Below are 25308 nucleotides of genomic sequence, written 5' to 3' on the forward strand. Positions count from 1 at the left end.
TTACCTCACTTTTTATTTGTTTTTGTTACCTTCAAGAGAAATGTTGATACATGAGAATGCTGCATCAACCGTTTGTGCTTGACCACCGACATTAATATCTGGGTTCTTAGTAAGCAAAGCTTTGCCTGCGTAAACACTTTCGTATGGTGTAGAGATATTAATTTTGTGGTATCCAGTCGAAACCCCATAACCCATAATGTCTTGCCAAGTGTCGGAAGCACGGTTCAAATGCAAAGTAATAGTTCCTCGCCCATCATGGTTTCGAACAGCAGTACCAGATCCTTGAGCATCAATATCTAAAGTAACGTTATCGGTTGTCCATGAAATGGATACCATGTCATTACCGTTAAAGTATTTAACCAGCTTTTCATCTAAATAAATTGCCACATCAGCAGCATCAAACAATGGTTCGTCGTCTTCAAGAACTTGATTTGATAAATTATCAGCCATTTTTAATCCTCCTCTACATTACGATCGTGTTTTCAATATAGGCATCTTCCAGCATGCCCATTGGGTAGTATTTAGTTTCGATACCACGCATTTCACGCTTGGTTTCGTATGATTTTGGTAATAGTCCTGGTTTTACATGGTGAATTTCGTATTTAGGCTTACCGGTCTCAGAACCGTTAGCGTCCAGTTCAGGTGCAATAATGTCTAAATCTCCTGCATCTATGAAGACCCCACTAATGGTATTAATGACTGAATCAAAACCAACCTCTGAATATGGAATCCCTTGCTTAGCATTTTGGACAAATAGATTAGCCACTCGACTAGTGATTGTGTTTTGAATCCAATCCCATCCTAAAATGATATCGATATGCATATTTTCCGCAGCAGTTCTTGAACTAGTAATACGTGGTGAATCAAGCACGTATGCATAAGTCACAATGTTGTACTTATCTAGTTCAGCTTGATCATCTGGAGTAAATTCATATCGATCTTGTGGTTGGGTATATGGCAAATCACCCAAAGCGTATTTGGTAGCTGAGTGAGGTTTGCGGCCGTACATCGCACCTACATAAGCAGCATCGAATACATTGTTGTATTGGTCTTGCATTTCAACTGTTGAATCATCAACGACAGGCAAGGTCAATAGCTGTGTTTTTTTATTGTCAGCATAGGTTTGCAATTTAGTTGCGTCATTGGAGTAAGCAACGTAAACGCCAGTATTTTGGACTTCAACAAAATTTGAAATAGCATGAGAAACTTCATCGTCAAATTCTGCCAAAATCCAAAATTGTGGTCCGGCAAAGTAATATTTCTTAAGTGCCATTACCGCGCCAATCGCGTCAGCTGATAACTCTGAGCCATCACTATTAGCATCAGCAGCTTTAATAACTGCCCCGTCCTTAGTAGGAGTCGCGGTAACGCTGCTTGGAGTTGGCGCTGGTTCTAAAGTTCCCGGAGCAAAAGTCACAGCCAAGAGACTTGAAGCTTCATTGTTCGCTGCAAAATATGCCCGAGCTTTCTTCCAGAATGGTGAGTAAAGTTCAAAATCATCAGCAACAGCATCTAAATCGCTGTATACCTTAATACCTTGGGTAGTTCCCTTAACTAGCATGCCCATAAATGGGGCAACTGTTTCGGTAACGTATTTGTTTGAAATGTGTACCGGTGAAATTCGACTTACGGTACTGAATAATGCATTTGCCATTAAAATTCCTCCTTAAAATTCGTTGTAATATCCGCATTCGATATTTGATCAATGGGACTTTGAAAATGGCGAGTGTAACGAATGGTTACATCAAATCCGTGGTGATGCACCGAGTTGAACGGTAGGTCATTAACTGCTCTGCCTTTTGGAGATTCAGCACTAGCAATGACGATTCCGTTATTCCGCAATTCCTGTCTTACATATGGGTCACGTAAAAAGACGTGCAATGCGCCGGCCTTTTGCATTACTTCTGATAAGGTCTTGCAAAACACGTCTATGGAAATGATTGCTTCAAATTGCCCGCTGTTAATGTTCGGATCTGAATAAACCGGATCGTCATACATCAACGGGTAATAACTGATAAATGGGAATTCTTTAGCTTTAGCGATTTGTTCGTTTGGAATTACTGGGCAATCAGCGATTTTTTCAATTTCCGTAACTAAAGAGCCAATCACGGAATCATAATCGGTTGGTTGCTTATCAAACGGTCGGTTCAAGCGAATCATCCCCTTTCAATTTGTATACAAAAATACCGGCTACATGGTTGTAGTCGGTAACGGTATCGATTTGTAAAATACGATTGTCATATTCAACGATAGTGCCAATAGGAAATTCGTGTTGTGAGTACCAACTATACCGGCGAGGTAACGTATTACCTCCGCCGCTTAGGCTTTGAGCCATGGCTAGAGTAGTCACTGAATTAGATGATTCTGGTACCACTGGTTCAGATAAGCTCACTTTATCTGAATCATTTACAACATCATTTTTACTAATCGGTACCAACTCATTTAATGCATTAGTTTTACCGCCACTCAAAACATTGAGTTTCAGGTGAACGGTAACTGGTACATAAAACTCTTCTAACGCTTCAAAGAAATCATTAATGATCACGGTGTGTCACCTTCTCATCAATCGACCGATATAAACCGCCAGTATCTATTAACGGTTGATTTCGCCCTTTCATTTTGACAGTCGCTGGAGCATTAGGTGGACCGATAATATCGATTTGATGCCTAACATCATCAGCCATTTGGCCACCTAATAATTTATAAGCTTGATTACCCGTTAAACGTCCTTTTAAAACGCCTTTAACAGCTACTCCAGCTGTATATTTCCAACTGTGTTTACGATTACGAGCGCTTGCCCCACGTAAAAAGGAACGAGCTGGTATTTTATCCGTACCAAATTCGTTCCACCTCACAATTTTTTGCAATTCTTCAGGAGAATGTTCAGGAACGTTTTTAAACGCCCCTACATTAGCCTGATTGGTATTTAGTTGCTTTAACCGTCTCTTTTGCAGCTGCAGTTTTTGAATAACTTTGTCTGCTCCAGAACTCATTTTAAAGTACCAACGGAATCTTTAATGTTTTTACACCCGCTAAATCGTTGCCTTGTAAGCTATTAGCTGTTTTGATGGCCCCAACGGTGCTCTTGTCACGAAACTTAATCCAAATACTGTAAAGAGTTTCGCCTTCCGACACTTTATAGGTGGCAAAATCTGCAGTGCGTCCATTCACTTTAATTTGTCCCGCAATCTTTAGTTCTTCAGTTTTAACATTTTTCTTAGCCATTCATATCACCTTTCTAACAAAATCCGGTTACAGTGTTGGTGTAACCAAATTCGTTTAATAAATCTAAAAAATCGTCCCAGTAATGGTTTTTATCCGCATCGTCAGATCTGGAATAGCTTGCATCCTCAATTTTTACTGTTTTGAATTTATTCTTTGGTTGAATAAGATCCTTGAAGAGTAAATTACAAGCGTATAGGTACAACGCTCGATTGATTGAAGTCCCCGGCCATTCATATTTGCTGACGATATTCTTTGCATCCGCTACGGCATCGATGATGTCGGCTGGATCAACAAACTTAAATTGTGGGTTGCGGGTTATTCGGTCGATAACGTTTTGTTCGTCCACTATCTACGCCCCCGAATCAGCATCTAAAACTGTAAATCCTTCAACAGCAACACGTGAAGACTCAGATAGATTATCACCGGTGTGGGTTACTTCATAGTCACCAGTTACTACAACAGTTCCGGCAGCTAACCCTGTAATTGCAACACCAGTATCATCACCATTAAATGAGGGTGTAGACTCGCCCTTTTTATAAACATTGAGTTGCATTGGATTACCCCCCTAACTACTTCTTGGTAGATTTAGTAGCGGTCTTCTTTTCTACTGAAGCCTTTTGTCCTTCAGTTTCAGTAGGTGGAGTTTCTGGTTCTTCCGGTTTAGTGATCGTCAAACGGAATACACTTTGTGATCCTTCAAATGATGGTAAGCAGTTCATGGAAACTAAATCTTCAGTTTGAACTAATGAATCATTGAAGTATTCATGATAAGCAACACCGGTATCAAAGAATTGAACAGTGTTAGAAGCGATCTTACCATTACGTAAGCCTAATTCTTCTGGAGTTGGAGCAAATGCCATATGTCCAATTACTGAAGCTGATTGAACTAAACCAGTAGAAGATGATCCAGTTTTAGCAAATTGTTGTGGAATTGGTGCATTCATAAGAACAACTTTACCTGGAGTTAAGAATGGTGTGAACTTGTCAGTACCAGTTGCTTCTTCATCAACAAATCCTTGGTCATACACTACTGGGATAACGTGTAGATTGCGAACAATAAAGTCAACCGCTTGGTCTTCGGTCATCATCATTTTAGAAGTATCAAAATTAGCTGGCCAAAGTGTGGTCTTGATCCGTTCATTGTTTAACAGCATCCGGAAGGTGTCATCATTCATTAATACTTGATTAGGAGTAATACCTTTATGTTTCATAGCTGTAATTGCTTTTCGCATATCTTCGATCGGATTAGCGTTAGCAGTATCAGACCAGGCTACATCTACATCGGCATTTAAATCTTCATCAGTAGCATATTCAATTAGAGTATTAACACCGTTAGAACTTAGGTTGATTTTGCCAGTCATTAAGGCTTGCATTGCCATCCATTCACGACGAGTCCGCATGCCAAGTAGCATCTTAGTTTTATCATCAAATAAACCTAAGATTAATGATTTAACTAAGGTATCATCGCCATTGAATAGCGCACGGTTGATTTCTTCTAAGTCAGTTTCATTCAATGCTGAAGCTGACCGGAAAAAGTTAGTTTGGAAATATTCTTTATTGAATTTTTCACGATTCATAGGAATTGCTTGGGCATCATAAGTTGATGCTTTAGCCATAACTGGAGCACCTTGTTTTTGAGTAAGGTAAGAGAGCATATCAGTAGCAATCTTAGTTGCAGGGAAATAAGATTCACTTAAATATGGTGGTAAAGTTAGCAACTTTCGTTCGTAATAAACGGACATTGCTTTCAAGTTGGTTAGTTCGTCAATATTAGCCATTAAAAAAATCCTCCTAAACTAAAATAATGTGGGTAAGAGCTTTTTGAATTTCGTCAGTAAAAAGCGCTTGGACATCTTCAGCCATGTTGTCATAAGCAATGTCCCCACGTTTAATAACAGTTGCTGCCTTGGGGCCGTCAGTAATATCAACATTATGCATAGCGATCGCTTGAACCTTGGTAGCGTCGGTGACAGGGGTCAAAATAACTCCTGCGTTACGACGAAAGTCTTTATCTGCCCCTAGTGGAGTCCCCGCTTTGATAACTTTGCGTCCCTCTTCATTTGCTGTTGCCGCTTCATCATTCATTGTTGCTGGCAAGGTTAAGGCTTGAGCGAAATTCATTAAAATTTCTGGTTGAGTTTCGTAACTTCCGTGATACATAGATATTTCCTCCTCTATTTTTGTGATCCAAATTGTTCATCCAGCATGTTGCCTAAGAAATCTTGTGGATTACCAATCTTGTCGCTTCTCGTGGTATTAAAGCCCGTATCAGTGCTTTTAGTTAGCGACTTCTTCAACGCTTCATCATGTGCCTGCATATAGTCCACAAAGGACTTAACATTGGCTTTAGTCACATCGTCGTTGTCTCCCACAAAGAAGCTTTCAAGACCATCAATTTCCAGATCGGATTCCTTGGCAATAGCTCTAGCCAAGCCTAACGATTCTTTGCGTTGCTGCTTAGCTAGTTGCTGTTTAACAACTTCTAGTTCGCTAGGCTCATCAGGTTCAGTTCCATCCGGTTTGTTAAATTGTTCAAACAACTTGTCCATTTTTTCGCCTAAATCATCTAGTTGAGCTAACTTTTCACGTAATTCTTTTTGATCTACGTTCTTTGGTTCTGGGTTTCCACCCGCTAGTGGTTGTGGATCTGTTACTTCTGGTTCAGTAATAGTTGGATCTTCTGCCATTGTTTGGCCTCCTTTTAGTAATAAATAACAAAGCAGCGACACCCTATATGTGGCTTACTAGGAATATCACTAGCTGCATATGGGTTCGCTCCTTGAGGTGACTTGCATGCCTGGCAAACATGAGAATCCTCAACTGTGTACCAGTCAGCGCGTTTCAGTTTCCAATGGGTAGCTAAAAAGGCACCGATAGCCGCAACTATCAATGCCTTTTCGTTTAGTAACAAAGCATGTACATAATATTTAATTGTCGAATCGCTAACCGACTTGACTGAATCTTCATTTAACCGACTCGTTTCATAAAATAGCTGATCATCTATCGAATCAACATCGATACCAGCCACCAATGCCTTATGAATGGCTTGATTAATCTTAGCTGCTAACGCGTCAGCCTTTAGCCATATCCGGCTGGATAACGTTAAGTCTTGAGTTTCTCGATTGATAAAATTTTCAACAATATCATTAATCTGCTTGTCTAAGTCGCCATCGGGAATCCCATTGATTTTAATAACATTCCCCTGAAATGTGACCTCTTTACCAGCTTCAGCTTGAATTGCTTGTTTAATGAATGTCTCGGCGTCGATAGCCACTTTAGAGGTAATTACCTTGATGATTGAACTAAGCAACGTCTCGCGGTCAAATCCAGCCATTTTTTGGGCTGATTTAATTCGATACTGTGCTTCGCTATTACCAGACAATAACTGCTTGTATTTTTTAATGAATTTCTTCCAAGTAGTTAAGTCATCAGTATTTGGAGCAGTTCGCATGGCGTTAATCGCTAGCGTTCCGTCTTCGTTGTAATTATCAACAAAATAACTCACGTATTGCCTAATATCAGCACTGGCACTGGTCAATAAGTTTGCTAGTGTATCAGCGTCACTAGAGTCATCAGCTCTGATTTCTCTTTCACGCTTCTTAGCTAATGATTTACTCGGTTTCACTAAGCATCACCGCCTTTTGGTGGCTCATCTTGACCATTACTTGAAGGTTCTTCCTCGGAATCTGGTTCATCAAACATTGTCATACGTTTTTCAGCCTCTTCTTCCTCTGCCTTAAGCTCATCATCAATGTTTTGAACTCGGCTTAAGTAACTAATCAACGTTCGCTTAGAAACAATACCATTGAGATTTCTAACAATGGTGGATTCATCAACTTCCGAGTGTGGGACGTTAGGCGTAAATTCGACTTTTATATCACGAATAATATCGGCAATTTCTTTATCGTTACCAAGATTATTGTGCTTTAAGATAATCCGTAGTAATCGCTTAATAGTCTTGCGCATTTTTTCGCCCTTGGTAGACGCAGCCATTAGCATGGGTTGCATCTTCTGGGTTAAAGCAAAACCTGAAGCAGCAGTACTGATATTAGGATCGGCAAGGTTAACAACTTGAGCGCCATCATAAATCTTATCGGACAAATGCTTCAAAGTGTTTTCTTGTAGTCCATCACCATCTGGTTTCTGCAAATACTTAACTTCCGGGTTAATCTTTGGATCTGTATTTTGTACCTGCATAACTCGCCAGCGTTTAACCTCTTGCTTTTGCAATGGTGAAAAGTCAGCCACACCCATAGTTAGCAAGATAGCATTTGAGAAGTTGTCGTTATCATCAACCTTTTCGGACATTACTTTATCTTGGGCATCAATTAGCGATACTAAATCATCAAACATCCCTAAGCGTTCATCATTCTCAGGTAACTCTGTGATAAATTCCATGCCCACAGTGTTGTCGATAACATTCTCATTCCATTTGACACTAGCTTCAAATCCACCCGCAGCTGCTAAATCTTCATCACTAAATTTATAAATCTTAGTTGGCGTGTGAAGCATCCCAAATTGACGACCATCAACCTTTTCAAAGGTAAACCCAAATAGCGGTCTGCTATCTTCATTATTGCTATAAACCACAAAGGCATTTTCAGGGGCTTTATGCGTGAACTTGAGTGTCTTTCCATCGTCGTTAGCAATATAAGCTACTAGGTAACTACGCCCATAAATATCAGCCTTTTTAGCCAGTTCATAGAAAACATCGTCAGAATCACTATCAGATAATGATTGGGCAATCAGCTCGTTAATTTCACTGACTTTACTTTCGGCAACGTTTTTATCACTGTTTGGTGCATAGGTGATTTTAGGTGGAATGCCGATAAAGAAACCACTAAACGTATTAACTAAGTTACGGGCCACATTAACTACCACTCGGTTCTTATCTGGGTCAATGGTACTAAACTGAGTCCTATCCCTTATCGCTTCATGGTCACCCTTGTAGTAACGCATTTTTAAATGGTACTGGTTGCGTAACATAGTGTCATAAGTGCTTAGCATTACACTAACTTCATCAAGATTTTGCTCAATATCAAAATCCGGCGAACAACGTGGTACGTCATTATCATCTAGATAAACATGCTCAGATAACCAACGATTGCTTTCGCCAGTTATACCACCACTAATAAATCGACTAGGACCATCACGATCCTTTAAATATCGAGAAATAGAACTTAATTGTGTCATTTAGGCTACCTCCTTTCTAATAAAAAAGCCGGTCATGACTGACGGCTACTTGCGCTGGCTGTGCTGCAACTTCACGACTTAATGCTTGAGTCATCGAATCAACCTCATCGTCGTGTTCCATATTAGGAAAACCGGTCCATTCATCTAACATTTCGAGTACCCAAGGCTGCCATTTCGGATGTGGTAAATAGATATTTCCAGCCTCATAAAAAGGAACCACTACATTAGCCCGAGTGACTTTATCGCCCTCCGGAACTACTGGAATGATTCCTGATACTACATTTCGAATTGTGTTAATAATGGCTGATCCATTCGCCTTATCTTCAATGTAAATGGCTTTGGCTTGTGGTTGCCGTTGATGCATACTCATAATCGCTTTTAACTGATCATTAAATGCCATTCGGTCATGTACTCGATCAAGCAAGTAGAAGTTGGCCCCTTGCTTACCCCATGTTTGACCAGCCACATAATCACTAGTATCCGACATTGTAAAAGTAAGATCCCAACTACTCCAAGACTTATCTAACTTAGGCAAAATAGCTACTGATTCATCATGATCTAACCCCAATCTAGTAGCTGTTGCCCCGTCAGGTAGATAGTAATGCACTTGATTAGCTTTAAAGATATTCCCACCGTCTAGTACTGGTCTTTGCTGGTATAATGCTGCCCATGTTTTAGAGCCAGATACTCGCATAGTTTGTTCTGCCCACTCCTTGCCTTTATTCATAGGCGGGAACGGGCATAATGGTTCGCCAACTTCACGGCCTAGCATATCGTTTTCCTCAGCAATCGCCGGCAACTTGATTTCTTCCCACGGTAACGCCATTTCCTTTAATAGCCGACCAGCTAAATCATCAACGTTCCAGCGAGTCATAATTACTATAACTGATCCAGTGGCTGATAAACGACTATAGAAACTAGCCTGCCACTCATCCCAAATTTTATTGCGAATTGTGGTTGAGTTAGCGTCCTGCATACCTTTAATTGGATCATCAATAATCAATAAATCAGAATGCTTACCAGTAGCTGAACCTAAAATAGTGGTTGAATGCATAGCACCACGGTGGTTAGCGATTTGCCATTCATTGCTCGTATGCTTAGTAGGAGAACTGGTTAATCCGTACATATCTCTACCAAATTCATTAAACTTAGCTAGGTTACGACTACCAAAGCGTTGTGCTAAATCATCAGAATAACTAGCTACCATAACTTCTTTTTCGGGATGTTTCATCAAATAATAACTAGGAAAAGTTTCCGTGATAGTAGTCGACTTGCCATGTTGTGGCGGCATTTCAACAATTAAAAAACGACGCTCACCATCAGCAATAGGCTGCAGAGCGTCGCATAATAATTTTGTATGTGGAAATAACTTCATTTGATAATCTTGGGACATCTGGAAATAATCAGCATAACTGCGTCTAGCTAACTCTAACCGTGACTGCTTAGCAATCGCTGCACGTTCACTCTTCGTTAGGCTCATTAGCTAATCGCCTCAATTCTTCAGTACTCAACTCTTTTAAGTTAGGTATATTTAAGCCGCCTGATACATCAATATCTTGCTTATCACGCCACTTTTCAGGTTTCCTGTTCTTCAGCCAGAATATTTGGGCCGTGGTATCTGGTGGCACTTCTTTTTCTACTTCTTTAAATACCTCAAGTCTTCCTGACTCTTCCGATACAGCCTTAGTAACTTCGATAGTTGTATAGCCTAACGCTCGCCTTAGCAAGGCGTTTTCAACTTGATAGTCAACAACCTCTTTACCCTTTTTTAAGGCGTCGGAAATGTCGGGATACTTTCTTTCCCAGTCATACAAAGTCGTCCTATTAACGCCCATATTTTGCGATATTTGTTCATCAGTGAGGCCATCACGAGCCCAACCTTCAATTTTGATTAATCCTTCCGGTGTTAACCACTCTTGATATTTTCCTTTTGCCATGACGCCCCACCTCCTTAAATATTTTTTTCTGATATGTTTGTTATTCTCTCAAATGTATCTGGCTCGAATTCTAACCATCCTGGAATCCATCCAGGTTTAACTTCCTGATCACTAGATGGATTCCCTGTTCGAATTTCCCAAACATTCGTTGTTTGAAAATGATCGTATTGGTAATATAACCTTTCATACCTCGTTTTAACCCAAAAATTCATTGTTTGAATTTCCCAACCAGATTGATTAATGAAAAAACGAGGAATATAAAAAGCGAAATCATTGGCAGGTATTAACGGGATTTCTATTGTTTCATCTTTGTTTTTATAATCATTTGAAATAGATATAGTAACCTTAACATTCAAAATAGCTCTGTCAGATTGATTAGTAATCTTAATAGCTTTAACATATGTAGGCAATGATTCCTTAAAACCAGACACTGCATTGATGCTCAATAATGTGCCAATACTATGTTTTTTTATGAAATCTTCAGTTTGAATTTCATCATAATTATTAATATAAAGATAATTCCAGTCTTGAATAGCATTTACATTAAAAACATCATATTGAACAATAAAATCCGGCCTGGCACCATATCTCTCTATTCTATGATTTTCATTTAATTGAGTTTTAAACTCTTTTTGGTTTTCTTTTATTTGTTTTTGGAGATTTTTATTGTCATGCTCAAATTGAAGCCTTAATGACCAATAAACACCACCTATTGAAACAATAGCGCCAAGGTATCCACCCCAGAACCCAAGCCAATCACTACCTTTTCCAGTAGCTCCATCGAATAATCCGCTCAACATAAAAGCCTCTACTATCATTGGAATTACAAAAATAAATATAAAAACAAAGACAGCGATATTCCTAATAGTTTTATTTTTATACTTAAAATCCACTTTCAACACTCCTAAAATTTTATTAATTTAAGAGTATCAAAATATAGTAACCATAGCTATTCATCTTTATGTTTATTTTCGTAAGCCATAGCGGCTGCAACTACAACAATGAACGCCACAACGAAAATATTTAGCATTAGTCAAATGCCACTATAAATAATAATTGGTAACCAAGTAATAGTAGACCAACCTAATGCCTTACATAAAATCAATGCTAGTAATATGAACCATGCTAATTTATTAACGAGTCCCATTGAACTTCACCTTATCCCTTTTATTTTTATCCTTTTTCTTACTTGATTTAGCTAACTTCCTCTTCTCATCCAATTCACGTTGCAACTTACGGTCTTCTTGGACTTCTTCCCAGCTAGCAAAGTATCCATCCACTCTAGTCATGCTTGACATGATGAATCACCAACTTGTCCTCGTTGTAGAGAGCAATATCTCCACTTCTAACACGCTTACCTTGGATAAACAGCGGAGCATTCTTCTTACTGTAATCAATATCCAGTTCCACACTGTTCACGGCTTCCTCAGTGCAGACATCTAACAGCTGGTAAAGCAGTGCATGACCGTCATCGTGCAAACTATGTAACTTTAGTTTTCGCATGTTATCCTCCTCTTAATTTTGGGTACAAAAAAACAGCCTACGGGCTGTTTAATTTGCGAAGCATCTAACTGTTATAAATTCGTCAATTTATTATCCGAATCACGTATTTTAATTTCATAGTTTTTATTACTTAACTGTTTATTAAAATTCGACGATAGAACATGTACATCATAGCTTTCACCGACCTGTAAAGTAATCCAAGTTACGTAATTATTATCTTTATCAGCAACAGTATATCCATCGTTTAACTTAGAATTATCACTTTCCGTTTCAGAATTATCACTTTTTTCTTTTTGTATAACTTTCACAAACGGAAGAAATGTTATGGGTGCTGTTCCAGCATTTACTATTGTCATATGCTTCTCATCGCCTTTTGCCCACCTAAATACTTTTAATTTACCTTTTTTATTGGTAGCCAAATATAAGGAAACGATCACAGCCATTAGGGTACCGATGGCACTGGCCCATTCACCCAGATCACCAAATGCGTCTGGGTTGTCATTAATTAAAAACCATGTGGGAATAATTGCCCCAAGTACAAATCCTAAAACAGCGTAAAAGAATTTACTATCCAATAAAAAATCTTTAAACCTTTTCTTCACTACCATTCCTCCAAACTAATACTTCTAATAGAATATCAGAATAATAGTTTGAATAAAATGATAATTAAAAAAGACGCACCATTTAAGTACGTCTTGATAGTTATATATTATAATTATGCCTATTTTTTTAAAAAGAAAACAATTATTAAAAATAATGCTAACATGAAGAAAATCATAGCAGTACCAGTTATTAAAAAATCTGAATTAAAAAAAGTACCAACTATCATTGTCTTATTTCTCCTTACCTAGAAATTTTATTTACATCTTTTTTTATTTCTAAAATACAATTCTTGTATGAGTCCTTATTTTCGTCAAAATCCTTCATTTTAATGCGGATAATATTCAATGGATTAACAACGTATCCAGAAAAGTCTTCTTTAAGACTAACAATTATGCATGCCATGTATGAAGTATACATATTAGATTGAGTTTGACTGGGATTTTGATCTTCCTCTAATATATTTTTATACATATATTGGTCAAATGAACTTAAAATATCTACCGTGTTATCAGAACCATATAAAATAGTCTTATGAACTAAGTCAATAAAATCATCACTGTCTACTGCTTTATCCATATAAGTTATTCTTTTTGTCCAACGATCAAGTAAATCTTGTTGATCGTTATTACTTGTTTGCCTAAAAAAAGATTCTCGTTGCAATTGACTGCTATTCTTATTTTTTAAGTTTTCTAACATTTTATCTTGCCAAACATAAGGTAACCTATATAAAAATATAGCGATAACTGCTAAAAGAATTGTAATTGCCCAACCTAAGACATCATTCATCATAAATCCTCCTAATTTGTTAATTAATATAGTAACAAATTAAGAAGTATCAAAAAAGGACTGTCCCCAGTCCCTTACCTCGCCGTTGCTTATGAGTACGACACGTTATTTTATTTTTATTTTAGCGAGTTTGACCATAGGCTGTTAATTTTTACAATCGTTTTTTAGATACCTATGATCTATACCGTGTATGGGATTTGAACCCATAAGGCTGCTATCGGAGGCAGCCCCTCACCAGAACACGGTTACTTTATAAGTGGTCGTATGACCACCTTATGTTTGGTAATGGCAAAAGTTAACTTACGAGTGTCAGGTCGTTTTTTATAAAATTAATAACCAAATTCCATTACCCAAGGGATCATCGCACGCTACTAGCATTCTAACGCTAGTGTGGCTCCCCCAATGAGGTAGCAAGGATTTGCACCCTGCATAATCTTATTCAGTGGGCTGAAATGGACTCGAACCATCGACCTCACGCTTATCAGGCGTGCGCTCTAACCAGCTGAGCTACCAGTCCCAATCTCCCTAAATGCTGTTGACCAGCTACCAACTCGATCTCAATTTAGGAATGCGTCTACCTATTCCGCCATGCCTCATGTTGCCCCTAGAGTTGTTTCGATTATTTTTGCGGGGCTATAACTTAGAACGGGCTTGAACCGTTAAATTGTCCTATGCACTAAGTCACTTGCTGCTGGATTGTATTTATATATCTAATTTCGGAAAGGAGTGAAAAATTAACTTTAGTCTGGAGGACTCAGTAATGATGCAAAACCTGTAAGTAGTATCACAGCAGCAAAGCCATGTGACGGAGTCGAACCGTCAGACCGTCCGGTCATGGCTAAGTTTTTGCCAATGGCAAATGTTGTCAGTCGGAATCGAACCGGCTTAAAGCTCCTAGCGACAACTTGAGGCGTTCCTAATTATTTCACGGTATCATAATACCGCCCAAGTTCTATCATTGGTCTATCACGTTTCTATCAATTTACTATCATTTCAAAACCAACAGTTCAAAGGTTTCTTCCATGGCATTATCAATGTAAACTGGAGGGCAAACCTCAGCGAAACAAATTAGTGCCTCGTTTTTAATACGGTAGAATTGTGCTTCTTCAATCCGGTTACCACTACTTGCAATATGGTCCATTACACTTCGATTGCCTTGAAAACTTGAAACCAAATATGTATCTTGCAAAATAATCCGGTAAACTTCATTTTCAATGACTTCAATAGCATTTCTAACCGTGCTACAGTACGATTTCGCTTGAACAAATCTGATTGCTTTATCTTCACTCGGATTACTAACATTTTGAGCCTTAGGTTCATCACTTATAACGGGTGATTGAAGCGAAACTAATTCTCTTAATTCGATATTGTGCATATACTCGTATTTTTCTAAAACAGTTCTAGCATTTTCAATAGTTTTTTCTTTGTTAATTCTTCCGAAATACACTAATAGCGCCTCTTTCCTCTATTTCAATTAGTTATTGTGAATGATATAATTAGGTGTTGACTAATTGAAAAGAAGCACTACTAAGTCGCCTGCCGGGGCGGCTTTTTTTGTTTACTCAAGAACAGCTAGCCCTAATTTGGGTTGCTCTTTCCTATAAACATAAAGCTCGTCCACTAGAAAAATAGGATAAGCATTTTTTCCACCTATGACCTCTGCATAATCCAAGACTCTAGTAGATCTTTTTCCAGACGTAATGTTGATCAATTTACCGGCATATACATAACCTTCATTCCATTTTTCGTTAAGTACGTCATGAATCTTTGAAGAATCAGTTACAGTAGCAAGTAGATCCAACTTATTTTCGGCATAAAGTTTTTTGTTATATTCATCAATCGTTCTTCGCCTTAAATCATCTAATTCACTATTTTTTTCTATATAACAAATGCGAGGTTCCTCGTCAGATATTTGCCATTCCTTTTTATGTCCACCGGAGAATAAGTAGTAAACTACCCAAAATCCAACTACACCGATCACTCCACCAATCACGGCGCTAATGATTAAATCTTTCATTCTTCCACCTCGTTAATCATCTTACTGATTTCTGCTACAACATCTTCATTAGTGATGCGACTTATCCTCTGAGTAGCTATCGTGATGGTTTCTAGCGCAAAAGTTTTTTCTTCTAATTCTTTAATACGTTTGCTTTGAAGAGCTAAAGATATGTTGGTGATAATGATGGCCGCTAACATCATTAAAAAGGAAGCCGTCATTCTTCCACCTCCGAAATGGTCGTCTCCAACTTATAAACTTTGCCGCCTACCTTTTCAGCTATAGGAAGAGCTCCAAATTTAACTTTTTTCAGAAACCTAAATCCGTCCTTCAATGAATCATATTTACGAGCGTCATTAATATTCGGAGTAAACCTAAAATTATTGTCCGTTCCTGTTTCCAAATACAATTTATCGTTGAGCATCACTACATACTCGGTTTTAATAACTTCGTCACGACGTACATAAAATACTTTGTTATCCCGTTCTTCCACCTCTACATAGGTTTTCTTGAAGATGTTGTCAGTAATAGCCCAACGCTCACCATTAACGCCAGTAGCGATCCAGTCACCTTTGTAAACTGCCATATCTCCTTCTAAAGTTGGCAAAAGTGAATTAGCAACAAAATGGTCATTTATCGTTTCGTAAACCACATTTTGGTGCATGTCGTATTTATTAGCCATACCTAGTGAACCATCAAACTGTTCAGCCTGAATGGTTGTTATTTTGCGATAAGTTTTAAGCATCTTATACCTCACCCCTATATTCATTTTTTAACGCTGCATATATAAAAATTTGTTTTGCAATGTCATAGATTACTGATTCATCAAATGGCAAACGGTTAATGGCTGCATTGATAATAAAATTCATTGGTTCATCGTCAAAAACATATGCAATATCGGTTCCATCAAACATAATATTTTTGGCCCCCACGATTTGAGTTACATCAAATCCATCATCAAAACGTTTAAGGTATTTTTTTAAAAGTTCAGTTCCCATCGTTATCCTCCAATAAAATTGTTATTTTACCCAGTCCGTTACCTTTCCACATTTCTTACACTTTAGGAAAGGAATTCGCTCAATGCCCGGCGACAACACAATATAATAGTTATGACGACAAAAGAGCTGGCGTAAAATTCGCATTTCCAAACCTCCATAAAATAGATATTTTAATTGCCGTTCTTACGACAGTTGCATTTTTTGCAACTACTCCTCCAATAATTCCGGGTTTTGATGTACGTTGCCGATTACTTCCATTGATCCATCTAGATTACATAGCGGAGTGAACGGGTGGTTGTAATTGGCATCAAATCCGAAACATCCTATCCTAAATATCACTGTATCAATGTAGTTATGAAAAGCTTTTACAATGTCGCCTTCGTAAATATCAACGCCATTCACATCTTTCAAACCGGTGCACTGTTCTAAAATTGCCTCATTTAAATACCATTCCATATAATTGTCTTCTATATGGACAACAACATAATTTTCGCAAAAATCAATAGCATCAACAGGAAGCGTCATTCCCAAACTTTTTTCAAACGCTCTGAACTTAATCTCTCTCATTGCTTTCTCTCTTTCTTGCCTTCGGCCCATTGTTGCAATTTAGCGATTAACAAAGAGGCTGTAAAGGTACTGACTACGTGTTGCCAATCTAACGGGAAGCTAGAAATATTTAAAACCATTGCCATACAAGTAAGAATAAATGCTTCCCCTAATGTTTCCTTATTACTCATCGTCTTCCTCCACATACATAACTCCGCCAATCACCGTTCCATTAGCAACCCATTCTTGAGGCTTCTTAGCAGGAACGACATGGCCCGTAATTGTTTTAGTGCTGTTCCAATCCACCTCGTTTAAGGTGCCTAGGATTTTCCGGTCAGTTTTGGTATTGATTTGACCGTCTGAGTATTTAAATTTCATTAGCTGCTCAACTTTCTACCACATTTAGAACAAAAGCTAATTGGCTCTCCAAATGGTCCTGCATCGGTGAACTCAACAATTAAATTGCGGTCCACTTCAATTTGAATGCTCATCATGTCATCATTGCCTAGCGGTTTGCCTAGATTCAATTTATCTGGATAAAGAGTTTTACCGTCCACATTTATAAAAACATTGTCGCTGCCGAAAGATTCTTCAACTTCATAGCTATGGCAATAAGGACAATTCCTCTGTTCGATAGGCAATTCAATAAATGTGTACTTACTCTCGGTGGTCAAAAGATTTGGATCTACACGACTGAACTCACCGTAATTGGTCGTATACGGTATTTTTCCGGGAATCATTTTGGATCGTCCGCCTTCAAATAACATTGTGTAACCGCCGTCTTGTTCTTGAACTACGCTTCGATAAAGCATAGAAACGATTGGAGCGGTGTTACAGTACTCTACAAAATCACCTACATAAATTTTGCGTCCATTCATATCGGTAGATCCCGTATATGTCCGACCCTTATTTCGCTTATTTTTAGTCATCGTCTTCCTCCACTAGTTTGAAAAAATCCATTGATTAATTTCTTTTTCTGAATCCAGCCACCTTTTAATTCCGGGATCTGAAGCTCCTCTTTTAGTCGTTGATGGAATCTTTCCCGCAACTCTTAGCTTGTGAATGCGATGTTCTATAGCGTTCTTAGATCGTTCCGACCTTTTAACGATCTCTTGAGTGTTGGAAACTATATTATTAGCATCCAGTTCGATATGATCTAACAGCCATCTATCCTCATCGTCAGACCACGGTTGGCAAACGTAATTGATCTTGTTTTGATGAATTAATTTACTGCGTAAAAATGAAATACCTTTAATTGTTCGATTGAAACGCTGAGCAACTTCTTCATTACTACAGCCATATTCGAACATTTGAGAAATTGATTTTAGTTCACTATCAGAATATGGACGGTTATACTCATCGAATTGGTTACGCTTGTCGATCTTAGGAAGTTCTCCAACCTTTCGCAGTTCAATGATCCTCCTACGCATTGTAGTTTTAGCAATATCAAATTCAACTGAGCACTCCGAAAGATTTAGTACTTCGTTGGTATCCGGATCCAGAATTAGTTTTCTTTTAAGCTTTTTGATATGGTTCTGATCCCAAGCATTACGAGCCATTAGCTGCCTCCTCATCTATTTCATCCATTCGTTTTCTGGTCATGATATGTAGCCGGATCAGGTCATCGTCGGACAACCTAACGGGCCGAATATGGTACTTAATTACGAAACTCTTAACTCCCATCTGGTGCTGCTGAAAATGATGATCGTGGCACAAACTCATGAAGCTAAATTTACGGTGATCCGTATGATTTCGTTTCCTGTTTCCAACTGCTGTGTAGTGCGCAATTTCTGCTGGCTTGCCACAAATCACGCATTTTCGATACCTCAGGCATTGAACGGCTAAGTGGTAATCGGTCGGTATGCTATCCCATAGCTTCGTTCTAAAAGGAATATCCCATTCAAAGCAGAAGTCCAATATAAACGTTAGAAACTGATTAGCCGTAGTCATATCACAGTTAGACATTGAGAAGCTGTCAGCGCCCGTCTTAGCGTAGTAGCGATACTTTAATACCATCTCGGTATCTCTTTCGTAATATCCGGTAAACTGGCTCACATCGTGAATCAAAGCGAATATCTTTTTGCGTTGATCCGGGCTAATTAACCGTTCATCTTGAATTATCAGCTCAGCGGTTGGTTGCTTGCCATTAGCGAATCGCTGGAGCTGATCCATATTCAATTCGTCATCTAGCTGCAAGGTCACTTGGTTGCCCTGCAGACTAATTATTTTGGCAAACAACGCTTAACCTCCTATTACACAGGAACACTTAGAAATTTATTGATAAAGTATTGCTGACCTTTACCGGTAACTTTAGGCGTCTTACTAATCGATGTATGTCCATCAGAATGATTAACCACCGTCTCCTTGACTTTAAATAGCCCTAAATCCATAGCTCGCTGAGTTGGCATATTGCGATCGGTTCGATTACCACTGATCAGATAACCGTTCTTTCTCATCCATTCAAACAATCGATTAGCGCCGATATTTACTCCGTTACCACGCAAAATCTTTGCAAGATCACCAATCAAAATTGATGTATGACTAGTTGCTACTGAATCAGCAAATAATACTTTTGGTTTCTGTAACTCAATTTGCTCCGCTTGATCAGCCGCTAATTTCAATGCTTCGGCATAACTACCTGGAATTGAATAACCCGTTTGAATTTGTTTTTCCATTGAATTAAAGGCTTCAATGTATTTCAGTTTGAAAGTTAATGCTTTCTTACCGGTGAAGCCCATGGCTAACAATGTGAATCCATCTCGGTTCATGTAGATAACTCGATATTGTTGTTTGTTTTGGGGGTGAGTGTAAGTATCTTCATAAAATAGGTCTGCCCAATTTTCGGCAACCCCCTTTTTAATTGAGTCGATAGCTTCTAAAACATGCCGATGATCTTTTCTAAATGTTTCCGCTACTTGTAAGCTACTAGTAACTGCTTGCTGGTTTTTCATAATTACTAAGTCTTTCATTCCAAATCCCTCATTTCGTTTATTGTCAAATCTTTTGATAATCTTTTGATTTATTAACTTTTTATCTTCGAAGTAAATCCGTAATGCTTGATGAACGTTGATATATCAGTGTTTCTCTTTCTGCGATATTAACGATTTATGTTTGATTTACTTTTGGAACCATCTTTTTAACTATCACTTCGACACGTGGATCATCAGAATAATATTTCCAAGCATCAATATGACAAATTGCCCTGTCATCATCCCAGATAAGCCCATTTAGGCTGTCCAAAACAATTTTGACGTAATTATCCGTGTCCGGTTTAACTACAGGCATATGCTCTCCTAATAACCGTCTGGTCCGTTCAGCTTTGCTAACTGATTTTTGTATTGGTCGATAAATAGCGATGTATATTTCGATTGGTTGATCCACACTAAAAGGTTTCTGGTGCAACTCAGCAAATTGCTTGCCTGCTTCTAATCGAAACATGTGCTTGTAGCTTCTGCTCTTAGCAGGGTCATAAGCATGTCCTTGACGAGTAAAACGAGGACGTCCCGCTGATACTGGTTCACCGTGAATTGTCAGAAACACACTAGTCATCTTCATAGACCTTTTCGAAAGCATCTTTATTAATTCGAGGAGTTTTAGAAAATGCTGCGTCCCATTCTGCTTGTGTGTGTCTGCTAATGGCTAAGAATGTTCTCACAAAACCTTTATCATCAATAAAAGCTATATCAGAGCTTCCTCGTGTACATAGCGCATATCGTTCTTCTTCCAGCTCAACATTGACACCACGGAGAATTGCGTCAGTGACCTTTAAGATGTCATTTGCACTCATCTCTGTTCCATCGGCAAGATCATTAATTTCACCAGTAAAAGCTTCAAGCAAAACTTGCCATTTGCTGTCCCCGTACTCACACTTAGCACTGTCGTAACACTCGTAAACTGTTGAATCTTTAATTTTAATTGGCATGTGTTGGCCACCCGTCCTTTACTTGAATGATGTACATTGGTTCTGGATAAATTGGATTCATCACTTTGCCGTTTCCATAGCGATTAGGGTCCAGATTGTATCGCTTAGGGTATTTCACCGTCGGAAACATATCCTTAAGCAAGCGGTGAACTGCCTCGTAGGTATTTGCCACGAGATAAGTTTTATGCGTTTTACTACCCACTGCTTTAAACATTGACCTCTTCCTTAGGCGCATATGGCGCCCATTCCTTTCTGATAGCTTCAATTCGTTTGTGTGACTCTTCTTCACTGATTGGGCCACATACTAGGCAAGATTCAGCAGTCATTTCAAACTCTGGACCTGACCATAAAACGTGAGTTCCATTACACATTGGACACTTAGGTTCAACAGATACCAAGTGTCCGTCGTAAGCTCTAACTTTCATACGTTACGTACTCCTTTCATATTTTCGAAAGCTATTTGATGATCCGGATTTCTCGGAAATACTCGATCAACAAATTTGGCTTCGTACATCTTTTTTAATTCTGATTTAGTATTATTCGTTGTGATAATAGTGATTCCCTTAGATCTATTATTTTCAAAATCAACACGAGCATTAGAAACCTGATACATAAGATCTTGCATGTCTTTATGAACCGGCTTAATAGCTCCCGTCATGCCACCTTCAGTACCGAAATCATCAAGAATCAACACATCAACTTCAACCATCGAACGCTTAATGCGATTAATTTTAGTAACCAATGATGCATCATCGTACTTACGGCTGATTAGGTTTAGTAGCTCAGCTGTAGAAACAAACATGCCGCTTTTACCGTTATCCATAAGTTGCTGCATGATAGCTAATGCTAGAGATGTTTTTCCAACCCCACGATCTCCGCTCATTGCGATATTGAAATTGTCATTTTCCAGTTGCTTAGCAAGCCCAAAAGCCTTTTTGCCAATTTCTTTAGCTGCGTGGGGATCAGGTTGTAAATCAACCTTCCAATCACTAAACGAAAAAGTTAATGGTTTATCACCGCTCCATAGCGAGCATTTGTAATAATGCTTTTTCTTAGTGTCGTTCACTTCCGCTACAGCTTTGTTAATGGTTTGCTCCTCTAGTTCCTGCCTACGTCGTTCTCGGTAATCATCATCCATAAGGCGGGCAAATTCATCAGGATCAACGTGCTGTTTAGCTTTTAAAAACATCCTCGCCATTCCTTCTCCTATGGGCGCAAAATCATCTTTTTGTTGCTGTTTTTCGTATTGCTGCCGCATTTTTAAGTTATCGTTAGCAGCTAAAAGTTTTTCTCGGTCTGTAGGCATATACTCACCTCCTAATCACCAAACCAATTCTTATTCGTTTGCTCCTCTTCTTGCTGTTCCGAATCGTAAGTGTCATCAAAGCGTCCGTTAAACCATGTTGACCCGTTCATAGGTCTTAACCAGTCCTTTTTAGCTTCAAGATCAAGTTTGTAAAGCCTTAGACGTTCAAACAAATATTCGTTGGTATGTTTGACACTCTTTTTACGCCAAGCTCGGTAGTGATTAAATGCCGCTTTCTTACCCTTTTTGTTCGGGTACTCTTCCCAAATTTCATCGAAATCAGATTCAAAAGAGGTCGTGCCATCGTCAGATGCACTATTCTTTTTATTATTTGGTTTAGTTTCATTTACTTTACTTTCCTTGCCATCGTTTTTAGGTGGCGTTGCCATAGCATTGCTATCCTCATTAGATGGCATTGCCATAGCATTGCTATTTTCTTCATTTTTCCATCTATTAGTTGCGCCTTTTTTACCGGCTTCGGATCGGCGTCTTTTCTTTTCATCTTTGATCGACATTCTTTTATTAAATCCTTCGGAGTAAAAGTACTTACCGTCATCGGTAAAGACGAATAACCCAAAATCTTCAACAATAGATTTTACTAATGAAGCATCTACACGAAGATCAAAGGCTATTGCATTATAGTCTCTAATACTCATGTAATTATCTTCATCGCGTAGTCGTTCAAGAAGCATCCAAAAAACACCATAGCCCTCAGCTTTGTATTTAGCGCGAACCTTAATTAACTCCATGGAATTTCTAGCATTACTATCGTGGGGAAAGTAACTATTCATGCTTATCCTTCCAATCTGCATATTCTTCGGCTGTTTTATCATGTTTTTGTCTGTTGCAATGTTGACAAGCGGTAACTAAATTATCGAAATCATTTGTCCCACCTCTTGATATTGGTAAAACATGATCGATTTCTAACTTCCCACCAATTTGCCCGCAATATAAGCATGTGTACTTATCGCGTTCCATAATTTTTTTGCTTAATTTTTTCCACAAATTAATGTCCGTATTATATAAACGCTTATTTAAGTACTTTTCAGAATATTCTTGCCACTCTGCTTCTAAGTCATTCTCATAATTTACTCGTTGCTTAGCAGCAAAACGAACGAATGAATCATAATATGGTTTACATTTTTGACTAATAATCGAGTTTCGCTTTATATCATCAATAACATCCGCAGACAATACTTTTTCATACCAGTTATTCGGAGCCAAGCATTATCACCTCCTAATTAGAATGGCAAATTATCATCTGAGATGTCGATTGAATCGTCACCATTGTCAAATGGATTATCACTTGCCTGAGTTTTGTTATCTGGTAAACCAAAGTCAGTTACATTTACATTAAGTTGGGGGTTACCATCGTACTCACTAAGTTCAAATGTCCCTGTTACGGTTACGTGACTACCCTTATGGAAAAAACGTTCGATAGTAGCGGCTCTTTTGCCCCAAACAGAACATCTGAACCAATCGGTACCGTAATTGCCTCCATCGTCTGGGCGACTCTTACGAACTGCAACACTAAAGTTAGCTACTTCCATCCCGTTTTGAGTGGTATTAATTTGTGGATCTTTTCCTAGATTTCCTGAAATTGTTATTTGTCTCATTGAGCTGTCTCCGTTTCTTTAGCATCTTCTGCCATAGTCTTAGCAACTTCTTTATTAATTTGTTTCTTCATCGCTTCAGCTTTCTGTTGAGTTAAGCCATCCCATTTGCCAGCTTTAACTGCACTCATCAACCTGAGAAGATTAGTTTTTTCATCTTGACCATTAGCAAGTGACAACGATTTGATTTCGCTAATTAATTCAGCTTTAATCGATTCACTAGCTAGTTCGGGTTGAAAATCTTGGTCGCTGTTATCACCGTCGGGATCTTCATCTTGATCACTAATATTGAATAACTGCTTGTAAAAATATTTCTGAGCACTAGTAGCAGCTTTAGCCATGGCCTTTTCACCCGTATCCTGTCCACTACCGGGCATCTTACCCACGATAGTTTCTTTTCCATCAGTAATAGTGAACTTTCCTAATACATCGACAAAATGGTTATTTTTGCCTTTGTTGTTTTTAACGTCATATTGTCCAGTAACTTCAAAATCAGGAATGATCATGATGCCCACAGATTCGATAGCTGCTTTAACTGCACTTTTAATTGCAGCTTCACTTTGAAATCTGTAATTTTGAAAACTGTTGTTACCGTCTTTTTTGACGGCTTTAATCATGCTAGAAGCACTACTCAACTTTTGAATTAAGTTTTGGTCAGCCATTATTTAGCAGCCACCTTTCTACTTTCTTTGACTGGTTTAAAATCAGCTTCAATGGGCTTTAATTCACCGTAAACACCGGGGATTAACTCACCGTTATCATCAACGACTTTGCCATTGCTAGCGATGTGTAACGTCCCTTTAGCTAACTGTTGACGGATCGGTTTAGGATCAACCTTAAGTTCTTCTTTGAGAAGCTCAGGATGGTTAACCCGTACCCAGTCAAGCTGTTCTTCTTGTTCATCTTCTGATACTTTGGTAGATACCTTGTAGGCAGTCTGATTAGACGGCTTAGGCATCTTTTTACTAAAGATGAAGTCTGAAGTCTCAACCTTTTCTTCATCTCTCATAGCAACCAATAATGCGTGTTTGAGATCAGCTAATTGCATTTCCTTAGCTTGTTTTTGTTTCTTTAAGTCGCCAATTTCAGACTTAGTATTTTGAATTTCTAAAGCGATGTTGTCTAAGCTACCCATAGCTCATAAACTCCCTTCTGACGGTATTCGTTCATAATTTTTAGAATCACTTCACGATTACGCAGATTCATTAAGCCGGCGATAAAGCCTTCAGAGCTACGCTTCTTTACAGCCTTGCTAATTCGATCATCGAGTTTTTGAATACGTTCATCGTAATTAGTAATCATCGTCCACTTTGCTCCTCCCATTCGTGTTCGTCGTGGTCAACTTCTCGCTCTTCTTCATGACCATCTAGGTCTTGGTCAGCGAGATGCTTTTCTAGCAACTGGTTGTAGTAGTTATCGGAGTTGTACATGCAGAAGACCTCCTAGCCGTTGCCAAATCGTTAATTTTGGCTTAGAATTAACTGTAATAATATTTTTATAAAAGTTATTGACTACACCGATCGGTTGCACCCGGTTGGTGTATTTTTTGTGCTTTTATTTAAAGGTGTCATTGAATAATTCCCTCCAACTACTGTATTGAGATACATACTTATGAAGTCCCCAGCCGATTGCTACCGCAATGAATGCCTTGAACAAGAACAAACATAATTCTCCTAAAAA

At 38.5% G+C, this 25308-nt stretch carries 44 protein-coding genes and 1 tRNA gene; all 45 read right to left on the bottom strand.

What is annotated here, in order from left to right:
* Window positions 1-12: 12 nt before the first annotated feature.
* Window positions 13-450 (bottom strand): hypothetical protein, encoded by a 438-nt coding sequence (locus OXT66_RS05630; protein ID WP_268596411.1) that lies wholly within the window; start codon window positions 448-450, stop codon window positions 13-15.
* 13 nt (window positions 451-463) lie between these two features.
* Window positions 464-1654, bottom strand: a complete 1191-nt coding sequence (locus tag OXT66_RS05635) for a hypothetical protein (protein WP_268596412.1) — start codon at window positions 1652-1654, stop codon at window positions 464-466.
* Entirely contained in the window at window positions 1654-2151 is a 498-nt protein-coding gene (locus OXT66_RS05640) for an LIC_12616 family protein (protein ID WP_268596413.1), read from the bottom strand. The genes OXT66_RS05635 and OXT66_RS05640 overlap by 1 nt, the downstream gene beginning before the upstream one ends.
* Complete coding sequence (locus OXT66_RS05645) at window positions 2135-2545, bottom strand: hypothetical protein (RefSeq protein ID WP_268596414.1); 411 nt, start codon at window positions 2543-2545, stop codon at window positions 2135-2137. Before OXT66_RS05645 ends, OXT66_RS05640 begins: the two co-directional genes overlap by 17 nt.
* On the bottom strand, window positions 2535-2993 hold the full coding sequence (locus tag OXT66_RS05650) for a hypothetical protein (RefSeq protein ID WP_268596415.1): 459 nt from the start codon (window positions 2991-2993) through the stop codon (window positions 2535-2537). The genes OXT66_RS05645 and OXT66_RS05650 overlap by 11 nt, the downstream gene beginning before the upstream one ends.
* Before the next feature lies 1 nt (window position 2994).
* On the bottom strand, window positions 2995-3225 hold the full coding sequence (locus tag OXT66_RS05655; protein ID WP_268596416.1) for a LysM peptidoglycan-binding domain-containing protein: 231 nt from the start codon (window positions 3223-3225) through the stop codon (window positions 2995-2997).
* A gap of 13 nt (window positions 3226-3238) precedes the next feature.
* The gene (locus tag OXT66_RS05660) at window positions 3239-3571 is read right to left on the bottom strand and encodes a hypothetical protein (RefSeq protein ID WP_268596417.1); all 333 of its coding nucleotides are present in this window, start codon (window positions 3569-3571) and stop codon (window positions 3239-3241) included.
* 3 nt (window positions 3572-3574) lie between these two features.
* Window positions 3575-3778, bottom strand: a complete 204-nt coding sequence (locus tag OXT66_RS05665) for a hypothetical protein (RefSeq protein WP_268596418.1) — start codon at window positions 3776-3778, stop codon at window positions 3575-3577.
* Between the two features lie 16 nt (window positions 3779-3794).
* The gene (locus tag OXT66_RS05670; protein ID WP_268596419.1) at window positions 3795-5003 is read right to left on the bottom strand and encodes a major capsid protein; all 1209 of its coding nucleotides are present in this window, start codon (window positions 5001-5003) and stop codon (window positions 3795-3797) included.
* 13 nt (window positions 5004-5016) lie between these two features.
* Window positions 5017-5385, bottom strand: a complete 369-nt coding sequence (locus OXT66_RS05675) for a hypothetical protein (RefSeq protein ID WP_268596420.1) — start codon at window positions 5383-5385, stop codon at window positions 5017-5019.
* Window positions 5386-5399: 14 nt separating this feature from the next.
* Entirely contained in the window at window positions 5400-5912 is a 513-nt protein-coding gene (locus OXT66_RS05680) for a capsid assembly scaffolding protein Gp46 family protein (protein WP_268596421.1), read from the bottom strand.
* A 14-nt stretch (window positions 5913-5926) separates the two neighbouring features.
* Window positions 5927-6850 (bottom strand): hypothetical protein, encoded by a 924-nt coding sequence (locus OXT66_RS05685; RefSeq protein WP_268596422.1) that lies wholly within the window; start codon window positions 6848-6850, stop codon window positions 5927-5929.
* Window positions 6850-8418: a phage portal protein gene (locus OXT66_RS05690; protein WP_268596423.1), complete on the bottom strand. Its 1569-nt coding sequence runs from the start codon at window positions 8416-8418 to the stop codon at window positions 6850-6852. The genes OXT66_RS05685 and OXT66_RS05690 overlap by 1 nt, the downstream gene beginning before the upstream one ends.
* A gap of 16 nt (window positions 8419-8434) precedes the next feature.
* Window positions 8435-9898: a phage terminase large subunit gene (gene terL, locus OXT66_RS05695; protein WP_268596424.1), complete on the bottom strand. Its 1464-nt coding sequence runs from the start codon at window positions 9896-9898 to the stop codon at window positions 8435-8437.
* Window positions 9879-10355 (bottom strand): helix-turn-helix domain-containing protein, encoded by a 477-nt coding sequence (locus OXT66_RS05700; protein WP_268596425.1) that lies wholly within the window; start codon window positions 10353-10355, stop codon window positions 9879-9881. The genes terL and OXT66_RS05700 overlap by 20 nt, the downstream gene beginning before the upstream one ends.
* 14 nt (window positions 10356-10369) lie before the next feature.
* Complete coding sequence (locus OXT66_RS05705; protein WP_268596426.1) at window positions 10370-11248, bottom strand: hypothetical protein; 879 nt, start codon at window positions 11246-11248, stop codon at window positions 10370-10372.
* Window positions 11249-11488: 240 nt separating this feature from the next.
* Complete coding sequence (locus OXT66_RS05710) at window positions 11489-11653, bottom strand: hypothetical protein (RefSeq protein WP_268596427.1); 165 nt, start codon at window positions 11651-11653, stop codon at window positions 11489-11491.
* The gene (locus OXT66_RS05715) at window positions 11637-11858 is read right to left on the bottom strand and encodes a hypothetical protein (RefSeq protein ID WP_268596428.1); all 222 of its coding nucleotides are present in this window, start codon (window positions 11856-11858) and stop codon (window positions 11637-11639) included. Before OXT66_RS05715 ends, OXT66_RS05710 begins: the two co-directional genes overlap by 17 nt.
* Before the next feature lie 71 nt (window positions 11859-11929).
* Window positions 11930-12460 carry a hypothetical protein gene (locus OXT66_RS05720; protein WP_268596429.1) on the bottom strand — a complete coding sequence of 177 codons (531 nt, stop codon included), beginning with the start codon at window positions 12458-12460 and terminating at the stop codon, window positions 11930-11932.
* A 241-nt stretch (window positions 12461-12701) separates the two neighbouring features.
* Window positions 12702-13250 (bottom strand): hypothetical protein, encoded by a 549-nt coding sequence (locus tag OXT66_RS05725; RefSeq protein ID WP_268596430.1) that lies wholly within the window; start codon window positions 13248-13250, stop codon window positions 12702-12704.
* 440 nt (window positions 13251-13690) lie between these two features.
* Window positions 13691-13765, bottom strand: a tRNA-Ile gene (locus tag OXT66_RS05730).
* 470 nt (window positions 13766-14235) lie between these two features.
* On the bottom strand, window positions 14236-14694 hold the full coding sequence (locus OXT66_RS05735) for an ArpU family phage packaging/lysis transcriptional regulator (protein ID WP_268596431.1): 459 nt from the start codon (window positions 14692-14694) through the stop codon (window positions 14236-14238).
* Between the two features lie 111 nt (window positions 14695-14805).
* Window positions 14806-15264 carry a hypothetical protein gene (locus tag OXT66_RS05740; RefSeq protein ID WP_268596432.1) on the bottom strand — a complete coding sequence of 153 codons (459 nt, stop codon included), beginning with the start codon at window positions 15262-15264 and terminating at the stop codon, window positions 14806-14808.
* Window positions 15261-15464 (bottom strand): hypothetical protein, encoded by a 204-nt coding sequence (locus tag OXT66_RS05745; protein ID WP_268596433.1) that lies wholly within the window; start codon window positions 15462-15464, stop codon window positions 15261-15263. Before OXT66_RS05745 ends, OXT66_RS05740 begins: the two co-directional genes overlap by 4 nt.
* On the bottom strand, window positions 15461-15988 hold the full coding sequence (locus OXT66_RS05750) for a hypothetical protein (protein WP_268596434.1): 528 nt from the start codon (window positions 15986-15988) through the stop codon (window positions 15461-15463). The genes OXT66_RS05745 and OXT66_RS05750 overlap by 4 nt, the downstream gene beginning before the upstream one ends.
* Before the next feature lies 1 nt (window position 15989).
* On the bottom strand, window positions 15990-16241 hold the full coding sequence (locus tag OXT66_RS05755; protein ID WP_268596435.1) for a hypothetical protein: 252 nt from the start codon (window positions 16239-16241) through the stop codon (window positions 15990-15992).
* A gap of 207 nt (window positions 16242-16448) precedes the next feature.
* Entirely contained in the window at window positions 16449-16808 is a 360-nt protein-coding gene (locus OXT66_RS05760) for a YopX family protein (protein ID WP_268596436.1), read from the bottom strand.
* Window positions 16805-16978 (bottom strand): hypothetical protein, encoded by a 174-nt coding sequence (locus OXT66_RS05765; protein WP_268596437.1) that lies wholly within the window; start codon window positions 16976-16978, stop codon window positions 16805-16807. Before OXT66_RS05765 ends, OXT66_RS05760 begins: the two co-directional genes overlap by 4 nt.
* The gene (locus OXT66_RS05770; protein ID WP_268596438.1) at window positions 16971-17165 is read right to left on the bottom strand and encodes a hypothetical protein; all 195 of its coding nucleotides are present in this window, start codon (window positions 17163-17165) and stop codon (window positions 16971-16973) included. The genes OXT66_RS05765 and OXT66_RS05770 overlap by 8 nt, the downstream gene beginning before the upstream one ends.
* Entirely contained in the window at window positions 17165-17716 is a 552-nt protein-coding gene (locus OXT66_RS05775; protein ID WP_268596439.1) for a hypothetical protein, read from the bottom strand. The genes OXT66_RS05770 and OXT66_RS05775 overlap by 1 nt, the downstream gene beginning before the upstream one ends.
* A gap of 12 nt (window positions 17717-17728) precedes the next feature.
* Entirely contained in the window at window positions 17729-18346 is a 618-nt protein-coding gene (locus OXT66_RS05780; RefSeq protein ID WP_268596440.1) for a hypothetical protein, read from the bottom strand.
* A complete protein-coding gene (locus OXT66_RS05785) occupies window positions 18336-19025 on the bottom strand; it encodes a putative HNHc nuclease (protein ID WP_268596441.1) in 690 nt (229 codons plus the stop codon). The genes OXT66_RS05780 and OXT66_RS05785 overlap by 11 nt, the downstream gene beginning before the upstream one ends.
* A gap of 14 nt (window positions 19026-19039) precedes the next feature.
* Window positions 19040-19756, bottom strand: a complete 717-nt coding sequence (locus OXT66_RS05790; protein WP_268596442.1) for a phage antirepressor KilAC domain-containing protein — start codon at window positions 19754-19756, stop codon at window positions 19040-19042.
* A 136-nt stretch (window positions 19757-19892) separates the two neighbouring features.
* Window positions 19893-20336, bottom strand: coding sequence for a RusA family crossover junction endodeoxyribonuclease (locus OXT66_RS05795; RefSeq protein ID WP_268596443.1), 444 nt, complete (start codon window positions 20334-20336; stop codon window positions 19893-19895).
* Window positions 20329-20709, bottom strand: coding sequence for a hypothetical protein (locus OXT66_RS05800; protein WP_268596444.1), 381 nt, complete (start codon window positions 20707-20709; stop codon window positions 20329-20331). Before OXT66_RS05800 ends, OXT66_RS05795 begins: the two co-directional genes overlap by 8 nt.
* Window positions 20699-20923 carry a hypothetical protein gene (locus OXT66_RS05805; RefSeq protein ID WP_268596445.1) on the bottom strand — a complete coding sequence of 75 codons (225 nt, stop codon included), beginning with the start codon at window positions 20921-20923 and terminating at the stop codon, window positions 20699-20701. The genes OXT66_RS05800 and OXT66_RS05805 overlap by 11 nt, the downstream gene beginning before the upstream one ends.
* Window positions 20916-21134, bottom strand: coding sequence for a hypothetical protein (locus OXT66_RS05810; RefSeq protein ID WP_268596446.1), 219 nt, complete (start codon window positions 21132-21134; stop codon window positions 20916-20918). Before OXT66_RS05810 ends, OXT66_RS05805 begins: the two co-directional genes overlap by 8 nt.
* Window positions 21131-22015 carry an ATP-binding protein gene (locus tag OXT66_RS05815; RefSeq protein WP_268596447.1) on the bottom strand — a complete coding sequence of 295 codons (885 nt, stop codon included), beginning with the start codon at window positions 22013-22015 and terminating at the stop codon, window positions 21131-21133. The genes OXT66_RS05810 and OXT66_RS05815 overlap by 4 nt, the downstream gene beginning before the upstream one ends.
* Before the next feature lie 11 nt (window positions 22016-22026).
* A complete protein-coding gene (locus OXT66_RS05820; protein ID WP_268596448.1) occupies window positions 22027-22806 on the bottom strand; it encodes a Lin1244/Lin1753 domain-containing protein in 780 nt (259 codons plus the stop codon).
* Window positions 22799-23239 (bottom strand): HNH endonuclease, encoded by a 441-nt coding sequence (locus OXT66_RS05825; RefSeq protein WP_268596449.1) that lies wholly within the window; start codon window positions 23237-23239, stop codon window positions 22799-22801. Before OXT66_RS05825 ends, OXT66_RS05820 begins: the two co-directional genes overlap by 8 nt.
* A gap of 17 nt (window positions 23240-23256) precedes the next feature.
* Window positions 23257-23631: a single-stranded DNA-binding protein gene (locus tag OXT66_RS05830; RefSeq protein ID WP_268596450.1), complete on the bottom strand. Its 375-nt coding sequence runs from the start codon at window positions 23629-23631 to the stop codon at window positions 23257-23259.
* Entirely contained in the window at window positions 23628-24290 is a 663-nt protein-coding gene (locus OXT66_RS05835; protein WP_268596451.1) for an ERF family protein, read from the bottom strand. Before OXT66_RS05835 ends, OXT66_RS05830 begins: the two co-directional genes overlap by 4 nt.
* Window positions 24290-24763 (bottom strand): hypothetical protein, encoded by a 474-nt coding sequence (locus OXT66_RS05840; RefSeq protein WP_268596452.1) that lies wholly within the window; start codon window positions 24761-24763, stop codon window positions 24290-24292. Before OXT66_RS05840 ends, OXT66_RS05835 begins: the two co-directional genes overlap by 1 nt.
* On the bottom strand, window positions 24751-24930 hold the full coding sequence (locus OXT66_RS05845) for a hypothetical protein (protein ID WP_268596453.1): 180 nt from the start codon (window positions 24928-24930) through the stop codon (window positions 24751-24753). Before OXT66_RS05845 ends, OXT66_RS05840 begins: the two co-directional genes overlap by 13 nt.
* Window positions 24927-25058, bottom strand: coding sequence for a hypothetical protein (locus OXT66_RS05850; protein WP_268596454.1), 132 nt, complete (start codon window positions 25056-25058; stop codon window positions 24927-24929). Before OXT66_RS05850 ends, OXT66_RS05845 begins: the two co-directional genes overlap by 4 nt.
* Window positions 25059-25308: the final 250 nt, after the last annotated feature.

Source organism: Lentilactobacillus senioris, assembly GCF_026798195.1.
GTDB lineage: Bacteria > Bacillota > Bacilli > Lactobacillales > Lactobacillaceae > Lentilactobacillus > Lentilactobacillus senioris_A.

Bases quoted from the DNA above. Each gene is read 5' to 3' on its own strand.
- OXT66_RS05840 (WP_268596452.1), bottom strand. From the start codon at position 24,763: ATGGGTAGCTTAGACAACATCGCTTTAGAAATTCAAAATACTAAGTCT.
- OXT66_RS05755 (WP_268596435.1), bottom strand. From the start codon at position 16,241: ATGGGAACTGAACTTTTAAAAAAATACCTTAAACGTTTTGATGATGGA.
- OXT66_RS05725 (WP_268596430.1), bottom strand. From the start codon at position 13,250: ATGATGAATGATGTCTTAGGTTGGGCAATTACAATTCTTTTAGCAGTT.
- OXT66_RS05630 (WP_268596411.1), bottom strand. From the start codon at position 450: ATGGCTGATAATTTATCAAATCAAGTTCTTGAAGACGACGAACCATTG.
- OXT66_RS05770 (WP_268596438.1), bottom strand. From the start codon at position 17,165: ATGAAATTTAAATACTCAGACGGTCAAATCAATACCAAAACTGACCGG.
- OXT66_RS05700 (WP_268596425.1), bottom strand. From the start codon at position 10,355: ATGGCAAAAGGAAAATATCAAGAGTGGTTAACACCGGAAGGATTAATC.
- OXT66_RS05795 (WP_268596443.1), bottom strand. From the start codon at position 20,336: ATGACTAGTGTGTTTCTGACAATTCACGGTGAACCAGTATCAGCGGGA.
- OXT66_RS05790 (WP_268596442.1), bottom strand. From the start codon at position 19,756: ATGAAAGACTTAGTAATTATGAAAAACCAGCAAGCAGTTACTAGTAGC.
- OXT66_RS05745 (WP_268596433.1), bottom strand. From the start codon at position 15,464: ATGACGGCTTCCTTTTTAATGATGTTAGCGGCCATCATTATCACCAAC.
- OXT66_RS05845 (WP_268596453.1), bottom strand. From the start codon at position 24,930: ATGATTACTAATTACGATGAACGTATTCAAAAACTCGATGATCGAATT.
- OXT66_RS05655 (WP_268596416.1), bottom strand. From the start codon at position 3,225: ATGGCTAAGAAAAATGTTAAAACTGAAGAACTAAAGATTGCGGGACAA.
- OXT66_RS05690 (WP_268596423.1), bottom strand. From the start codon at position 8,418: ATGACACAATTAAGTTCTATTTCTCGATATTTAAAGGATCGTGATGGT.
- OXT66_RS05800 (WP_268596444.1), bottom strand. From the start codon at position 20,709: ATGCCAATTAAAATTAAAGATTCAACAGTTTACGAGTGTTACGACAGT.
- OXT66_RS05680 (WP_268596421.1), bottom strand. From the start codon at position 5,912: ATGGCAGAAGATCCAACTATTACTGAACCAGAAGTAACAGATCCACAA.
- OXT66_RS05820 (WP_268596448.1), bottom strand. From the start codon at position 22,806: ATGAATAGTTACTTTCCCCACGATAGTAATGCTAGAAATTCCATGGAG.
- OXT66_RS05740 (WP_268596432.1), bottom strand. From the start codon at position 15,264: ATGAAAGATTTAATCATTAGCGCCGTGATTGGTGGAGTGATCGGTGTA.
- OXT66_RS05830 (WP_268596450.1), bottom strand. From the start codon at position 23,631: ATGAGACAAATAACAATTTCAGGAAATCTAGGAAAAGATCCACAAATT.
- OXT66_RS05775 (WP_268596439.1), bottom strand. From the start codon at position 17,716: ATGACTAAAAATAAGCGAAATAAGGGTCGGACATATACGGGATCTACC.
- OXT66_RS05760 (WP_268596436.1), bottom strand. From the start codon at position 16,808: ATGAGAGAGATTAAGTTCAGAGCGTTTGAAAAAAGTTTGGGAATGACG.
- OXT66_RS05835 (WP_268596451.1), bottom strand. From the start codon at position 24,290: ATGGCTGACCAAAACTTAATTCAAAAGTTGAGTAGTGCTTCTAGCATG.
- terL (WP_268596424.1), bottom strand. From the start codon at position 9,898: ATGAGCCTAACGAAGAGTGAACGTGCAGCGATTGCTAAGCAGTCACGG.
- OXT66_RS05765 (WP_268596437.1), bottom strand. From the start codon at position 16,978: ATGAGTAATAAGGAAACATTAGGGGAAGCATTTATTCTTACTTGTATG.
- OXT66_RS05780 (WP_268596440.1), bottom strand. From the start codon at position 18,346: ATGGCTCGTAATGCTTGGGATCAGAACCATATCAAAAAGCTTAAAAGA.
- OXT66_RS05665 (WP_268596418.1), bottom strand. From the start codon at position 3,778: ATGCAACTCAATGTTTATAAAAAGGGCGAGTCTACACCCTCATTTAAT.
- OXT66_RS05670 (WP_268596419.1), bottom strand. From the start codon at position 5,003: ATGGCTAATATTGACGAACTAACCAACTTGAAAGCAATGTCCGTTTAT.
- OXT66_RS05810 (WP_268596446.1), bottom strand. From the start codon at position 21,134: ATGAAAGTTAGAGCTTACGACGGACACTTGGTATCTGTTGAACCTAAG.
- OXT66_RS05650 (WP_268596415.1), bottom strand. From the start codon at position 2,993: ATGAGTTCTGGAGCAGACAAAGTTATTCAAAAACTGCAGCTGCAAAAG.
- OXT66_RS05750 (WP_268596434.1), bottom strand. From the start codon at position 15,988: ATGCTTAAAACTTATCGCAAAATAACAACCATTCAGGCTGAACAGTTT.
- OXT66_RS05850 (WP_268596454.1), bottom strand. From the start codon at position 25,058: ATGTACAACTCCGATAACTACTACAACCAGTTGCTAGAAAAGCATCTC.
- OXT66_RS05815 (WP_268596447.1), bottom strand. From the start codon at position 22,015: ATGCCTACAGACCGAGAAAAACTTTTAGCTGCTAACGATAACTTAAAA.
- OXT66_RS05805 (WP_268596445.1), bottom strand. From the start codon at position 20,923: ATGTTTAAAGCAGTGGGTAGTAAAACGCATAAAACTTATCTCGTGGCA.
- OXT66_RS05635 (WP_268596412.1), bottom strand. From the start codon at position 1,654: ATGGCAAATGCATTATTCAGTACCGTAAGTCGAATTTCACCGGTACAC.
- OXT66_RS05710 (WP_268596427.1), bottom strand. From the start codon at position 11,653: ATGTCAAGCATGACTAGAGTGGATGGATACTTTGCTAGCTGGGAAGAA.
- OXT66_RS05675 (WP_268596420.1), bottom strand. From the start codon at position 5,385: ATGTATCACGGAAGTTACGAAACTCAACCAGAAATTTTAATGAATTTC.
- OXT66_RS05715 (WP_268596428.1), bottom strand. From the start codon at position 11,858: ATGCGAAAACTAAAGTTACATAGTTTGCACGATGACGGTCATGCACTG.